Source organism: Streptomyces sp. NPDC001056 (assembly GCF_053598955.1).
In genome coordinates this window covers 81,147-94,926 of record NZ_JBSFLI010000024.1, presented here as the reverse complement: position 1 = coordinate 94,926, position 13,780 = coordinate 81,147, and the positions used below count along the sequence as shown (strand labels likewise).

Below are 13,780 nucleotides of genomic sequence, written 5' to 3'. Positions count from 1 at the left end.
CTTTGATGCGAAGCAGCGGCAGCGGCAAGAGTGGCGGGCGCGGTAACTACCGCGGCGCCGGCAACAACCGGGACGAGCGGCAGGGGCAGGGCCGTCCCCGCAAGCCCCGCCCGGAGGAGCGCCGCTACGACGTGGGCCCCGGCGCGACCCAGGACGGCCCCAAGTCCGGGCGCGGCGGCGCGGCGCGCGGCGGAGCCAAGGGCGGTCCGAAGCGGCCCCAGCAGGGCGGCCGTACGACGCCCTCCCGCTCGCGCGAGTACGAGACGCGGGTCGAGGAGCGCAACCGGGACCGGTACGCGGACAAGAAGGACATCAAGCTGCCCAAGACCTTCCCGGGCGCCGAGCAGGAGGGCGAGCGGCTCCAGAAGGTCCTCGCCCGCGCGGGCTACGGCTCCCGGCGCGCCTGCGAGGAACTGATCGAGCAGTGCCGCGTCGAGGTCAACGGCGAGATCGTCACCGAGCAGGGCAAGCGGGTCGACCCGGAGAAGGACGAGGTCAAGGTCGACGGCCTGACCGTGGCGACCCAGTCGTACCAGTTCTTCTCGCTGAACAAGCCCGCCGGTGTCGTCTCCACCATGGAGGACCCGGAGGGCCGCCAGTGCCTCGGCGACTACGTCACCAACCGTGAGACGCGGCTCTTCCACGTCGGCCGGCTCGACACCGAGACCGAGGGCGTCATCCTGCTCACCAACCACGGCGAGCTGGCGCACCGCCTCACCCACCCCAAGTACGGCGTGCAGAAGACGTACCTCGCGCACATCGTCGGCCCGATCCCGCGCGACCTCGGCAAGCGGCTCAAGGACGGCATCCAGCTGGAGGACGGCTACGCGCGCGCGGACCACTTCCGGGTGGTGGAGCAGACCGGCAAGAACTACCTGGTCGAGGTGACCCTGCACGAGGGCCGCAAGCACATCGTGCGCCGCATGCTCGCCGAGGCCGGTTTCCCGGTCGACAAGCTGGTGCGCACCGCCTTCGGCCCGATCACCCTGGGCGACCAGAAGTCCGGCTGGCTGCGCCGCCTGTCGAACACCGAGGTCGGCATGCTGATGAAGGAAGTCGATCTCTAGGCGGCCCCGGGCGGTCTCCGGACGCGTCTTGCGCTGATCACCGTCCCCCTTTATTGTCACCATGACGATAAAGGGGGATGATCTTATATGTCCAAGCGGCCCGCGACCGGCTCGCTCCTCGGCCTCGCCCTCGGGGACGCCCTCGGCTTCCCGACCGAGTTCAAGACCGTCGAGCTGATCGAGTCGATGTTCGGACCCTGGCGGGAGATGCCGCTGCCGCAGCGCGCCCGCGTCTCCGACGACACCCAGATGACCCTCGCCCTCGGCCGGGGCCTGCGTACCGCCATGGAACGCGGCTACCTCGCCCCCCGGCGGCTGGAGCGGCCGGTGCGCGAGGAGTTCGTGGACTGGTACCACTCGCCCGACAACAACCGGGCCCCGGGCAACACCTGCCTCACCGCCTGCGGGCTGCTGGAGGCCGGGAACCGTGCCTGGCAGGACGCCAGCCAGGTCGGCTCCAAGGGCTGCGGCGCCAACATGCGCGTCGCGCCCATCGGGCTCGCCCCCGGCCTCAGCGACGAACAGCGCGCGGGCGCCGCCCAGTTGCAGTCCGGACTCACCCACGGCCACCCCACCGCGCTGGCCGCCTCCGACCTCACCGCCCGCGCCGTCCGGTTGCTCGCCCGGGGCACGGAACCGGCCGCCCTCGTCGGGGAGTTGCGCGACTACGCCCTCGCGCACCGCACCCGCTACGACCACACCTGGCTCGGCGACCTGTGGGCCCGTGCCCAGGACCCCAGCCCCGAGCACTTCATCGCGCGCGGCTGGGACGAGTGCCTGGCGATCCTGGACCGGCTCCAGGCGGCCGTGCGCACCCACCGCCCGGCGGCCGACCCGTGCCTGGCCACCGGCGAGGGCTGGATCGCCGAGGAGGCCCTCGCCACCGGGCTGCTGTGCTTCCTGCTCTTCCCCGACGAGCCGCTGAGCGCCCTGCGCCGGGCCGCCTGCACCGCCGGCGACTCGGACTCCATCGCCTGCCTGACCGGCGCTTTCGCGGGCGCGTGGCTCGGCGCGGACGCCTGGCCCGCCGACTGGGTCGAGCGCATCGAGTACCGGGAGGATCTGTTGGCGCTGGGCACACTCTGGGACGCTTAGGCCCATGATCGACAACCTCGACATAGACCTCGCGCCCGTGGTCGCCGAACAGCCCGACCCCCTGCTGTTCGCCACCGTCTCCGGGGCCCATCTGTACGGCTTCCCCTCGCGGGACTCGGACGTGGACCTCAGAGGCGTCCATCTGCTGCCCGCCGCCGAACTCGTGGGCCTGCGCGAGCCGGAGGAGACCCGGTCGAAGACCTGGGTGCGCCACGGCGCCGAGCTGGACCTCGTCACGCACGACCTGCGCAAGTTCGTACGGCTGATGCTGCGCCGCAACGGCTATGTGCTGGAGCAGCTGCTGTCCCCGCTCGTCGTGCACACCACCGACGCGCACCGGGAGCTCGCCGCACTCGCCCCGGGCGTGATCACCAGCCATCACGCCCACCACTACCGGGGGTTCGCGGCCACCCAGTGGCGGCTGTTCGAGAAGACCGGTGAACTCAAGCCGCTGCTCTACACGTTCCGCGTGCTGCTCACCGGCATCCACCTCATGCGCACCGGCGAGGTGCAGGCCCACCTGCCCACGCTGATCAAGGAGTCGGACGCGCCCTCCTACGTGTCCGAGCTGATCGCCGCCAAGGCGGAGCGGGAGCACGGGACGTTCTCCGGCGTCGACCAGGTGCGTGTCGCCGCCGACGTGGAGCGTCTGCACACGGCCCTCGACGAGGCCCAGTCCACCTCCGCCCTGCCGGACACGGCCACCGGCCACGAGGCGCTGCACGACTTCGTCGTACGGGTGCGTCTGGACGACCGCGGCGTCGGCTCGGCCCCGGTCCCGCCGGGCGACTGAGGCGTCCGCCCCGGCCCCCGCCCGGCGGGGCCGGGGCGTCCGGGGCGGCACCCGCCCGGCGGCGTGGGTGCGGGGCTTCCGGGCCGGTATGCCGGGCGGCTCCGAGGGGGTGGGTTCCAGGGGCGGCCCCGTGCGCGGCTGACGTGCTCGGTCCCCTGCGTGGCTGCGTGGCTGCGTGGCTGCGGGCTTCAGGGCCCGCCCCCTGCCCGCTTGGTGGGCGCGGGCCTCTGGGGGCCGCCCTGTGGGTGCGGGCCTCCGGGTACGGCTTGCGGGTGGGGGATGCCCGGCGGCTCATGGGGTGGCGCTCCGTCCGGTCGTCCGCCCGCGCCGGGAGCCCTCTGGGCGGGGCCGGCGCGGGCGGACGGTTCGGGCGCCGGGCACCGACGAGGCGGCCGGGCCGGCCGCACCCGCGCGCGGTCCGCCGAGACACCCGTTGAACCGGCTCCGGCCCTCGCCCCGGCCCTCGCCCCGGCGCGCGGCACGGGCCGGACGCGTCACGCGAGCCGGGCCGACTCCAGGGCCGAGGCCCGGCGGGTGCGGAACAGGAAGTCGGCCACCCGGGCGTGGTCCGGTTCGGGTGGCAGGGGGGTGCGGTGCAGGGCTTCCTCGGCCTCGGCGCCGAGCCGGGCCATCCATGCCTCGGCCTCGGTCCAGGGCACCTCGCCCCGCTTCACCGCCAGCAGCGGCTCGCGCTCCTCGCCCACGTCGATGCGCAACTCGCCGGTGCGCAGCAGATCGCGGCAGCTCATCAGCAGCCGCAGCAGGTGCATGGCGTGCTTCCAGCGCGGGGCACCCGTCGTCCGTACGTCCGCGTCCAGCTTCCTGCGCTGGCCGAGGGCGTAGCGGGTGAAGGTGTCGTACGCCTTGCGGGAGAGGAACGCGCCGCGCAGGGACAGCAGTTCGCGGCCGGTGTCGTCCAGGTGCTCCACCAGCGGGGAGTGCAGGCACTCCAGGATGTTCGGGTTGCCGCGCAGCGCCAGCTCGCAGAACCGCTCCAACTCCCAGGAGAACCGTTCCTCGCCCGGCCCCTCCACATGCGTCGGCGGCTTCTCGAACCGCCAGAACAGGGCGGTGGGCGCGAGGTACACGCCCCGCCGGTCGGTGTCGCTCGCGTCCGTGGCCAGGCCGAAGGCCCGGGACCCCATGACGCAGGCGTAGATCGTGTGGTCGCGTACCAGGTCCTCGGGCTGCATGCCCGGAGCCTACGCGGCACCTCAGCCCAGCTGGATGGAGTTTCCGGCGACCTTGATCGGGTGCTCGGCCAGCGGCTTGGTCGCGGGACCTTCGGCCACCGAACCGTCCTCGATCTTGAAGCGGCTGCCGTGACAGGGGCAGTCGATGGTGCCGTTCTGCACCCGGCTCACCGTGCAGCCCATGTGCGTGCAGACCGCCGAGAACGCCTTGAACCGACCCTTCGACGGCTGCGTCACCACGATCTTCTGCGCGTCGAAGACCTTGCCGCCGCCCTCGGGGATGTCGCTGGTGTTCGCCAGCTTCTTCCCGCCGGGCGCCGCGGAGGTGCCCGTCGCGGTCGGGGACGCCGTGGTCATGGGACTCGTCGGATGCGTCGGCGAGGGGCTGCCGGTGCTGTCGGCCGCGGCGCTCGTGTCGCCGCCGTTGTTGCTGCCGCAGCCGGCCGCGAGCGCCGCCGCGCCCGTCGCGATCACCGTGCGCCGCGTCGCGCCCTGGTTCATGTCACCACTCCGTACACATGTCGGGATGCGGATACTGATGCCTGGATGCAGGCACTGGAACCTGAACACAGGCGTGGAAACCGGATAAAACCGGCCCTGCGCATCGTCTCAGCGATCGGGCGTCGCGCGCCCTGCCCACGCGGGCTGACTACGCTGGACGGGCGAGCACGACAACACCTGTCAGCGAGGAGCAGCGCCGTGGCGGTACGAGCGGTCCGGGGGGCCGTCCAACTGGAGCGGGACGAGGCCGGTCACATGAGCGAGCAGGTCGGAGCCCTGCTCACCGCCGTCCTGGAGCGGAACGGACTGACCGCGGACGACCTGATCAGCATCTGGTTCACCGCCACCCCCGACCTGCACAGCGACTTCCCGGCGGCCGCCGCCCGGGGGCTCGGCATCGTCGACGTGCCCCTGATCTGCGCCCAGGAACTGGACATCGCCGGCGCCATGCCCCGCGTCGTCCGCGTCCTCGCCCACATCGAATCGGACCGGCCCCGCGCCGACATCGCCCACGTCTACCTCGGCGCCGCGGCCGCCCTGCGCAAGGACATCGCCCAGTGAGAACCGCCCTCGTCATCGGCACCGGCCTGATCGGTACCTCCGCCGCGCTGGCCCTGACGCAGCGTGGCGTCACCGTGCACCTCGCCGACCACGACCCGGAGCAGGCCCGCACCGCCGCCGCGCTCGGCGCCGGCACCGAGGCGCCCCCCGAGGGCCCCGTCGACCTGGCGATCGTCGCCGCGCCGCCCGCCCACGTGGCCGCGGTACTCGCCGACGCCATGCGCCGGGGAGTGGCCCGCGGCTACCTGGACGTGGCCAGTGTCAAGGGCGGCCCGCGCCGCGAGCTGGAGGCGCTCGGCCTGGACCTCTCGGCCTACCTCGGCACGCACCCGATGTCCGGCCGGGAGAAGTCGGGCCCGCTGGCCGCCACCGGCGACCTCTTCGAGGGCCGCCCCTGGGTGCTCACCCCCACCCGGGACACCGACACCGAGGTGCTCAACCTCGCCCTGGAACTGGTCTCGCACTGCCGGGCCGTCCCCGTCGTCATGGACGCCGACGCCCACGACCGCGCCGTCGCCCTCGTCTCCCACATGCCCCACCTGGTCTCCAGCATGGTCGCCGCGCGCCTGGAGCACGCCGACGAGGCCGCCGTACGGCTGTGCGGGCAGGGCATCCGGGACGTGACCCGGATCGCCGCCTCCGACCCGCGCATGTGGATCGACATCCTCTCCGCCAACCCGGGCCCGGTCGCCGACCTGCTCGCCGACGTGGCCGTGGACCTGGAGGAGACCGTGGGCGCCCTGCGCGCCCTCCAGTCCTCCGACGAGGACAAGCGCCGTATCGGCGGCACCGGCATCGAGGCCCTGCTGCGCCGCGGCAACGCGGGCCAGGTCCGGGTACCCGGCAAGCACGGGAGCGCGCCGCGGGTGTACGAGACCGTCGTCGTGCTCATCGACGACCAGCCCGGCCAGCTGGCGCGCATCTTCGCCGACGCGGGCCGCGCCGGGGTCAACATCGAGGACGTGCGCATCGAGCACGCCACCGGACAGCAGGCCGGTCTGGTGCAGCTCATGGTGGAACCGCAGGCTGTGCCGGTGCTCTCCAGCGCGCTGCGCGAGCGGGGCTGGGCACTGCGGCAGTAGCCCGGCGCGGGCCGGGGCCGGGCGGCGGGGCGCGGGAGGGACGGCGGAAGCCGGGCGGCCATGAGCGTGAGGCGGTCACGAAGGCCGGCGGCGATGTGCGTCCGGACGAGTGACCCACACCCAGTAACCTTGTGCGGGGCGCTCTCGCACCCCGACCCCGCCCACACCGCACCAGGAAGGTGTCCCCCCGTGGAAAACGGCGCCGCCCCGACCGCCAAGCCCGTGATCGTCGCGATCGACGGTCCCTCCGGCACGGGCAAGTCGAGCACGTCGAAGGCCGTGGCCGCGCAGCTCGGCCTGAGCTACCTGGACACCGGCGCCCAGTACCGGGCGATCACCTGGTGGATGGTGCACAACGGCATCGACCTGGCGGACCCGACCGCCATCGCGGCCGTCGCCGGCAAGCCCGAGATCGTCTCCGGCACCGACCCGTCCGCCCCGACCATCACGGTCGACGGCGTCGACGTGTCCGCGCCGATCCGCACCCAGGAGGTCACCTCCAAGGTCAGCGCGGTCAGCGCGGTGCCCGAGGTGCGCACCCGGATCACCGAGCTGCAGCGCTCGCTGGCCGGCGGCGCCGAGCGGGGCATCGTGGTCGAGGGCCGCGACATCGGTACGACCGTGCTGCCCGACGCCGACCTGAAGATCTTCCTCACCGCCTCCCCCGAGGCCCGCGCCGCCCGGCGCAGCGGTGAGCTGAAGGGCGCCGACCTGCACGCCACCCGCGAGGCGCTGATCAAGCGCGACGCCGCCGACTCCAGCCGCAAGACCTCCCCGCTCGCCAAGGCCGACGACGCGGTCGAGGTGGACACCACCGAGCTCACCCTCGCCCAGGTCATCGAGTGCGTCGTCACCCTGGTCGAGGAGAAGCGGGCGGCGAAGTGAGTCTGCCCTCCGGGAGACGAGACGTGGGGCTTCCCTCCGAAAGGGGCGCCGAGGTCGGCCGGCGCATCGGCGTCGGCCTGATGTACGGGCTGTGGAGGCCGCGCGTGCTGGGCGCCTGGAAGGTGCCCGCCAGCGGCCCGGTGATCCTCGCGGTCAACCACTCCCACAACGTCGACGGACCCATGGTCATGGGCGTGGCGCCCCGCCCGGCGCACTTCCTGATCAAGAAGGAGGCGTTCGTCGGCCCGCTGGACGCCTTCCTGACCGGCATCGGCCAGGTGAAGGTGGACCGCGCGGCCGCCGACCGCACCGCCATCACCCAGGCCCTCGGGATCCTGGACGCCGGGGGAGTCCTCGGCATCTTCCCGGAGGGCACCCGGGGCGACGGCGACTTCGCCTCGCTGCGCGCGGGCCTCGCCTACTTCGCGGTCCGCAGCGGAGCGCCGATCGTGCCCGTGGCCGTGCTGGGAAGCTCCCACCGGCCGGGGCGGTTGATAAAGGCGCTGCCCCCGCTGCGCTCGCGCGTCGACGTCGTCTTCGGCGACCCGTTCGACGCGGGCGACGGCTCCGGGCGGCGCACGCGCCGGGCGCTGGACGAGGCGACCGAGCGCATCCAGAAGCAGCTCACCGGCCACCTGGAAAACGCCAGGCGCCTGACCGGGCGCTAGGCGACACTTGAGTAGTGGATCAGCCCATCGAGGGATATGCCCACCAGGGCCTGTTCCACCGATCACCACGATGAACGACGAGGTACGGACTTCATGAACGACGACATCCAGCCCGACGGCTCGGCAGAGCACGAGTACGAGCACGGGGCTCTCGGCGACGCCGAGTACGCGGAGTTCATGGAGCTCGCCGCGGTAGAGGGCTTCGACATCGAGGACGTCGAGGGCGCCATCGAGGCGGCGGGCCACGGCCCGCTGCCCGTGCTCGCCGTCGTCGGCCGCCCCAATGTCGGCAAGTCGACCCTGGTGAACCGGATCATCGGCCGCCGCGAGGCGGTCGTCGAGGACAAGCCCGGCGTCACCCGCGACCGCGTCACCTACGAGGCCGAGTGGGCCGGCCGCCGCTTCAAGGTCGTCGACACCGGCGGCTGGGAGCAGGACGTCCTCGGCATCGACGCCTCCGTGGCCGCCCAGGCCGAGTACGCGATCGAGGCCGCCGACGCGGTGGTCTTCGTGGTCGACGCCAAGGTCGGCGCGACCGACACCGACGAGGCGGTCGTACGACTGCTGCGCAAGGCCGGCAAGCCCGTGGTGCTGTGCGCCAACAAGGTCGACGGCCCGAGCGGCGAGGCCGACGCGGCGTACCTGTGGAACCTGGGCCTCGGCGAGCCCCACCCGGTCTCCGCGCTGCACGGCCGCGGCACCGGCGACATGCTGGACGCCGTCCTGGAGGCGCTGCCCGAGGCGCCCGCGCAGTCCTTCGGCACCGCCGTCGGCGGCCCCCGCCGCATCGCGCTCATCGGCCGCCCGAACGTCGGCAAGTCCTCCCTGCTGAACAAGGTCGCCGGCGAGGAGCGCGTCGTCGTCAACGAGCTGGCGGGCACCACCCGCGACCCGGTCGACGAGATGATCGAACTGGGCGGCGTCACCTGGAAGTTCGTGGACACCGCGGGCATCCGCAAGCGCGTCCACCTCCAGCAGGGCGCCGACTACTACGCCTCGCTGCGCACCGCGGCGGCCGTGGAGAAGGCCGAGGTCGCGGTCGTCCTGATCGACGCCTCGGAGAACATCTCGGTCCAGGACCAGCGGATCGTCACCATGGCCGTGGAGGCGGGCCGTGCGATGGTCATCGCCTACAACAAGTGGGACACGCTGGACGAGGAGCGCCGCTACTACCTGGAGCGGGAGATCGAGACCGAGCTGGCCCAGGTCGCCTGGGCGCCCCGGGTGAACGTGTCGGCGCGTACCGGCCGCCACATGGAGAAGCTGGTCCCGGCCATCGAGACCGCCCTCGCCGGCTGGGAGACCCGCGTCCCCACCGGCCGGCTCAACGCCTTCTTCGGCGAGCTGGTCGCGTCCCACCCGCACCCGGTCCGGGGTGGCAAGCAGCCGCGCATCCTCTTCGGCACCCAGGCCGGCACCAAGCCCCCGCGGTTCGTGCTCTTCGCCTCCGGCTTCATCGAGGCGGGCTACCGGCGCTTCATCGAGCGCCGCCTGCGCGAGGAGTTCGGCTTCGAGGGCACCCCGATCCACATCTCGGTCCGGGTGCGCGAGAAGCGCGGCACGAAGAAGAAGTAAGCGCGGTACGACGCGGAGGGCGGCCCCTGGGAACAGGGGCCGCCCTCTTGTGCGCGGGGGTCACGCGCCGCGGCGCGGTCCGGGTGGCAGCGCCGCGGGCACATGGTGCATCCCGGTGTCCTGCTGCGGCCGTCCGATGGTGCCGACGCGCTGCCACTGCGACTGCTGGCGGGCGCTGTACGCCCCCGCGCTGTAGGCGCTGTACGAGCTGCTGAACGACCCCGCCCGGTGGCCGCCGTACGACCACCCCGTGCGGTCCGGCAGACCGAAGGGCACGAACCTCATCCCCTCCTCGCCGCTGCGGTCACCCGGCAGCGTGCGAAAGGCCTTGACCCACTCCGCGGCGAGCATGTCGAAGATCGGCGTGGCCGAGGCACCACCCGCCCCTTCCTGCCCCGTCCGGGCGGACGGAACGGAGGAGAACGAGGACCGTCGGGGCGAAGTGTCGTATGCGTGCACGTATGTCCAAACGACGGTGCACGGGAAGAGATGCGGTTTCGCAACCTTCCTTTGCGTGTGGCTCAGGTCCCCGCGAGCGGCAGCGCGGCCGCCACCAACCTGCCGTTGGCCGCGGCCTTGTCGAGGGAGTCCCGCAGCAGGTCCTCACGCGGCTGGCGGCCGATGGAGCCCACCGGTGCGGCGAACATCAGTACCTGCTGGTGCTTGTTGGCCGCGGCCCGCCAGCCGTCGGTGACCTGGAGCGGCTGGTGGGCCTGCCACCAGGCGACCGGGTGGCCGCCGGGCGGGCCCGGCTGGAGGACCGCGTGCAGCTGGCCCACGGCCAGCAGCACCGACCAGCCGTGCAGCACCGGCGGCACCGCGACCAGCTCGTTCACCGGCATGAAGCCCTGCTCGACGAGGAGCGGCAGGAAGTCGTCGCCGACGCCGGCGGTGCCCGGACGCACGATGGGTGAGGTCGGCTCGACCACCAGCGCGGGGTGCAACTCGCCCTCGATCAGGACGAGTCCGCTGGTCACGCCGAGCACCGCCTGCTCGGGCGCGGGCCGCTGAGGCTCACCGCCCTGGAGCTGTGCGCCGATGGAGCGGACGGCGCCCTGCAACTGCTCCTCGGTGACCTGGACGACCTGCGAGGGCAGGCAGCTGGCGTGGGCGAAGGCGAGGACCGCGGTCTCCTCGCCGACGAACAGGACGGTGCTGGTGCGCTCCTGCTCGGAGTCGCCCGGGGTGCGGCAGGACGTGCAGTCGTAACTGCCCGGGGCGTTCTCTCCGGCGAGCAGCCGGTCGGCTTCTTCGTCGCCGATCTCGGCGCGTACGGCGTCACTGACGTCGAGCATGCGCGGCACGGGTGGCTCCCTTGGGATGCGTGCTGGACCGGTCGGGTGGCTCCCGGCCGATGAGCCCCAGGGTTCCGGGCTCATGAAGAAGACAACGGGCGTCCTGTGGTGGGGGTCACGCATGGCGGAGCACCGGTTCGAACCGACCGCCGCGCAGGGTCACCTTCGGTGCGGAATCGGCCACTCCCCGTCAACTCGCCGCCGCGTCAAGCCGCTTGAACGGGTGAAGTGGCTCACAGGAGGTCGTCGGGTGGAGGTGGAAAGTCGGTAAATCAGCGGATGTAGTGGGTGTCCGGAAATCGCCGATACCGGCGGTAACCGCCAACTGGCCTGGCACGACGGTCATTTGGTTGATGTCCGGCGCGCGCGTTCCCTACATTCCTCCGCCGTGTGCAACGAGCACCGCTCGGGTTCGTCCGTCACCCGGCACCGGCAGCGCGTCATCGCCGGCACCGGGGCACGGACGGGGCGGGCGCGACGAACCGCGGTCCTGCGCGGGAAGACGCGCTCCGCCCGGGGGAACCCGGGTTGTCCGAGAGGGAGTTACATGTCCGAGTGTGCCGATACCAGCCGTACCACCGTCCGTGACGACAGCGCGCGCAGGGGCCGTACGACGGCCGTGCTCGCCGGCGCCGCGCTGCTGGCCCCGCTGGGGCTGCTGGCCGCGACCGGCGACGCCGCCGCCGCGGACAACGGAGTGTGGGACCGCATCGCCCAGTGCGAGAGCGGCGGCAACTGGCACATCAACACCGGCAACGGCTACTACGGCGGACTTCAGTTCTCCGCCCACACCTGGCGCGCGTACGGTGGCGCCGCGTACGCTCCCACGGCCGACCGGGCCTCCAGGGGCGCGCAGATCGCCGTCGCGACGCGGGTCCAGCGGGCCCAGGGCTGGGGCGCCTGGCCGGTCTGCTCCAGGCGCGCGGGAGCGATCGGCTCCGCCCCCTCGCAGGTGAGCCTCGACAAGGGCAGCACCACGAAGCAGCCGGCCCCTTCCCGGACCCCGAAGGCGCCGAGGACGCCGAAGGCGTCGAAGACCCCGCGGCACCCGTCCCGGGGCACGGGCGGCTACACCGTGCGCGCGGGCGACACCCTGTCCGGGATCGCCTCACGGCACGGCGTCGACTGGCACCGCCTCTACGCGGCCAACAAGGCCGTCGTCGGCAACGACCCCGACCTCATCGTTCCCGGCACGCACCTGACCCTCTGAGCCGACGGCGACCGCGGGTGCGCGTCGTCGCACCCCGGGCCGGCGCGCGGCGCGGATACCCGCGAGCGCCCGCGGCACACATGCCGCGCACCGGCATGTGCGGAATCCGTGAAATTTCCTATGGTCTGTCAGCTCCGGTGGTGTGGCGCCGGATTCCCCCGGGGAATCATGCTTCGGGGACCCGCCCCGGTCCTCGCCGCGGCACTTTCCGCCGGGCAATTCGAGGGGGCGTCGCGACATGCGGGAATTCCGTTCGAATCCCTCGTTGGGCGGTACGGAAACCCCCGATCGAGTGAGGGAGTTCGACCGAAACGAGCCCCTGGAATCTGTGACAGAAGTGTGACGGGAGTCTGATGTTGCTCTTACCCTGCCGCGCCCGGCTTCCGTCACCGCGTGTGTCGCCCTAGCGTGGCCGTATGGCACCGATTCCCACTCCGCCAGCGGAGCCCCAGGACAGCCCGGACGGGTACGTCGGCCTCGACGCCGAGCAGGCCGAACGGCTCGCCCGGGAGCGTGGCTGGTCGACCGTGCGGTCGCTGCCGCCGGGCGCGATCATCACCATGGAGTACCGGGTGGGGCGGCTCAATTTCGAGGTGCGGGACGGCCGGGTGGCCCGCTCCTGGAAGGGCTGACCCCACCGGCGTGGACATGACGAAGGCCCCGCTCCCGAGGAAGGGAGCGGGGCCTTCGCCGAGGCGCGGGCCGTGGTGCGTACCGGAGCCCGCCTGGCCGTCAGCCGCCGGTGAGGGGGCGGGCCGGGGAGGTGCCGCGCGGTGCCCGGTCGGCGCCCGGCGGGCGGCGGGGGCCCGCCGGGGTGACCGGGCTGCGTTCCGAACGTGCCGTGTGCGGTCCGGGCGCCAGGTGCGCCAGGCCCCGGGAGGCGCGGGTCGAGGAGACCGGCTCGCGGGCCGGCGCGGACTGCTCGGCCGGGGTGCCGCGCGGCGAGGTGAACACCACCGGGGCGACGGGGAGGACCGGTTCGGGCAGGGGTCGGCTGCGGCGGGCGCGCCAGCGGTCCCGCAGGTCGAACAGCCACACCTCGGTCCGGGCGATCAGCGGCTCGAACCAGGGCAATGCGAGCAGGATCAGCAGGCCGGCGGCCCAGCCGAGGAGCACGTCGCTGAGCCAGTGCGTACCGAGGTAGACGGTGGTGAGGCCGACGCCGAGCGAGGTGATCGCGGAGACCGCCGAAAGCCAGCGGCGGGCGCGGGGGGTGGAGGCCAGATAGGCCAGGATGCCCCAGGTGACCACCGCGTTGGCGGTGTGGCCGCTGGGAAATATATCGCCGCCCCGGACCATCTCGTTCGAGCCGATCACGGTCGCGTAGTGCGGACCGAGCCGCCCCATGCCGTACTTGGCGGCGCCGACCGTGACGTTCAGCAGCAGGAGCGAGGTGGCGAGGGTGAGCAGCGGACGGAGCGTGTGCTGCCGCCAGGAGCGCCAGCCGAGCCAGGCCGCGACCATCACGGCGGTGGGGCCGCGCTGGCCGAGCACCACGTAGTAGTCGAGGAAGGCGTGGATCTGCGGCCACTGCTGGTACGGCCGGAAGAACATGACCTGCCAGTCGAGCCGGACGAGCCAGGAGGTGGTCACCACGGCCCACACGATCGCCAGATAGAAGGCGAGGGTCGCGGAGAACAACACGACCCGGTGCCGGCTCATCACCGGCACATCGATATGGGCCGGCCGTTCCGGCTCGCGGTCCAGCCTGGCGAACACCCGGTCCAGACGCCGGGTGAGGTTCCGTTCGGTACGCACCCAATCGACGTTACAGCGAGTGAGCTGTGGTCCCGGTCGAAACAGCGGCTTTGTGATGACGATGTGATGTGGGAAACCTCTCAAGGGCGGCCGAATT

At 72.7% G+C, this 13,780-nt stretch carries 15 protein-coding genes; 10 read left to right on the top strand and 5 right to left on the bottom strand.

Annotated features, from left to right (window positions below; translation table 11 throughout):
- Nucleotides 1-5: 5 nt before the first annotated feature.
- The 3 genes from ACWDD7_RS26100 to ACWDD7_RS26090 all read left to right on the top strand — a co-directional run bounded on the left by ACWDD7_RS26100 (nt 6) and on the right by ACWDD7_RS26090 (nt 2,955).
- A complete protein-coding gene (locus ACWDD7_RS26100; RefSeq protein WP_351876979.1) occupies nt 6-1,067 on the top strand; it encodes a pseudouridine synthase in 1,062 nt (353 codons plus the stop codon).
- Between the two features lie 87 nt (nt 1,068-1,154).
- On the top strand, nt 1,155-2,162 hold the full coding sequence (locus ACWDD7_RS26095) for an ADP-ribosylglycohydrolase family protein (protein ID WP_450459147.1): 1,008 nt from the start codon (nt 1,155-1,157) through the stop codon (nt 2,160-2,162).
- A gap of 4 nt (nt 2,163-2,166) precedes the next feature.
- On the top strand, nt 2,167-2,955 hold the full coding sequence (locus ACWDD7_RS26090) for a nucleotidyltransferase domain-containing protein (protein WP_450459145.1): 789 nt from the start codon (nt 2,167-2,169) through the stop codon (nt 2,953-2,955).
- 494 nt (nt 2,956-3,449) lie between these two features.
- Here the strand turns inward: ACWDD7_RS26090 and ACWDD7_RS26085 are convergent, their stop codons facing one another.
- Together ACWDD7_RS26085 and ACWDD7_RS26080 are read right to left on the bottom strand one after the other, a co-directional pair.
- The gene (locus ACWDD7_RS26085) at nt 3,450-4,148 is read right to left on the bottom strand and encodes a nucleotidyltransferase domain-containing protein (protein ID WP_351881008.1); all 699 of its coding nucleotides are present in this window, start codon (nt 4,146-4,148) and stop codon (nt 3,450-3,452) included.
- A 21-nt stretch (nt 4,149-4,169) separates the two neighbouring features.
- On the bottom strand, nt 4,170-4,649 hold the full coding sequence (locus ACWDD7_RS26080; RefSeq protein ID WP_450459144.1) for a Rieske (2Fe-2S) protein: 480 nt from the start codon (nt 4,647-4,649) through the stop codon (nt 4,170-4,172).
- 198 nt (nt 4,650-4,847) lie between these two features.
- On the opposite strand from ACWDD7_RS26080, the gene aroH reads away from it, so the two are divergent.
- The 5 genes from aroH to der all read left to right on the top strand — a co-directional run bounded on the left by aroH (nt 4,848) and on the right by der (nt 9,420).
- Nucleotides 4,848-5,210: a chorismate mutase gene (gene aroH / locus ACWDD7_RS26075; RefSeq protein ID WP_450459142.1), complete on the top strand. Its 363-nt coding sequence runs from the start codon at nt 4,848-4,850 to the stop codon at nt 5,208-5,210.
- The gene (locus tag ACWDD7_RS26070) at nt 5,207-6,292 is read left to right on the top strand and encodes a prephenate dehydrogenase (protein ID WP_351881017.1); all 1,086 of its coding nucleotides are present in this window, start codon (nt 5,207-5,209) and stop codon (nt 6,290-6,292) included. Before aroH ends, ACWDD7_RS26070 begins: the two co-directional genes overlap by 4 nt.
- Before the next feature lie 189 nt (nt 6,293-6,481).
- Nucleotides 6,482-7,177: a (d)CMP kinase gene (gene cmk, locus ACWDD7_RS26065; RefSeq protein WP_450459141.1), complete on the top strand. Its 696-nt coding sequence runs from the start codon at nt 6,482-6,484 to the stop codon at nt 7,175-7,177.
- The gene (locus tag ACWDD7_RS26060) at nt 7,135-7,845 is read left to right on the top strand and encodes a lysophospholipid acyltransferase family protein (protein ID WP_392217243.1); all 711 of its coding nucleotides are present in this window, start codon (nt 7,135-7,137) and stop codon (nt 7,843-7,845) included. The genes cmk and ACWDD7_RS26060 overlap by 43 nt, the downstream gene beginning before the upstream one ends.
- Nucleotides 7,846-7,938: 93 nt before the next feature.
- On the top strand, nt 7,939-9,420 hold the full coding sequence (gene der / locus ACWDD7_RS26055) for a ribosome biogenesis GTPase Der (protein WP_450459140.1): 1,482 nt from the start codon (nt 7,939-7,941) through the stop codon (nt 9,418-9,420).
- A gap of 60 nt (nt 9,421-9,480) precedes the next feature.
- Here the strand turns inward: der and ACWDD7_RS26050 are convergent, their stop codons facing one another.
- The gene (locus ACWDD7_RS26050; protein WP_392217244.1) at nt 9,481-9,879 is read right to left on the bottom strand and encodes a hypothetical protein; all 399 of its coding nucleotides are present in this window, start codon (nt 9,877-9,879) and stop codon (nt 9,481-9,483) included.
- A gap of 62 nt (nt 9,880-9,941) precedes the next feature.
- On the bottom strand, nt 9,942-10,724 hold the full coding sequence (locus tag ACWDD7_RS26045) for a hypothetical protein (protein WP_351881583.1): 783 nt from the start codon (nt 10,722-10,724) through the stop codon (nt 9,942-9,944).
- 538 nt (nt 10,725-11,262) lie between these two features.
- Between ACWDD7_RS26045 and ACWDD7_RS26040 the strand changes: the two genes are divergently transcribed.
- Complete coding sequence (locus ACWDD7_RS26040) at nt 11,263-11,925, top strand: transglycosylase family protein (protein WP_450459139.1); 663 nt, start codon at nt 11,263-11,265, stop codon at nt 11,923-11,925.
- A 416-nt stretch (nt 11,926-12,341) separates the two neighbouring features.
- Nucleotides 12,342-12,557, top strand: a complete 216-nt coding sequence (locus tag ACWDD7_RS26035; protein ID WP_285562498.1) for an I78 family peptidase inhibitor — start codon at nt 12,342-12,344, stop codon at nt 12,555-12,557.
- Between the two features lie 100 nt (nt 12,558-12,657).
- On the opposite strand, the gene ACWDD7_RS26030 is transcribed toward ACWDD7_RS26035, so the two are convergent.
- Entirely contained in the window at nt 12,658-13,683 is a 1,026-nt protein-coding gene (locus ACWDD7_RS26030; protein ID WP_450459137.1) for a phosphatase PAP2 family protein, read from the bottom strand.
- Between the last annotated feature and the right edge of the window lie 97 nt (nt 13,684-13,780).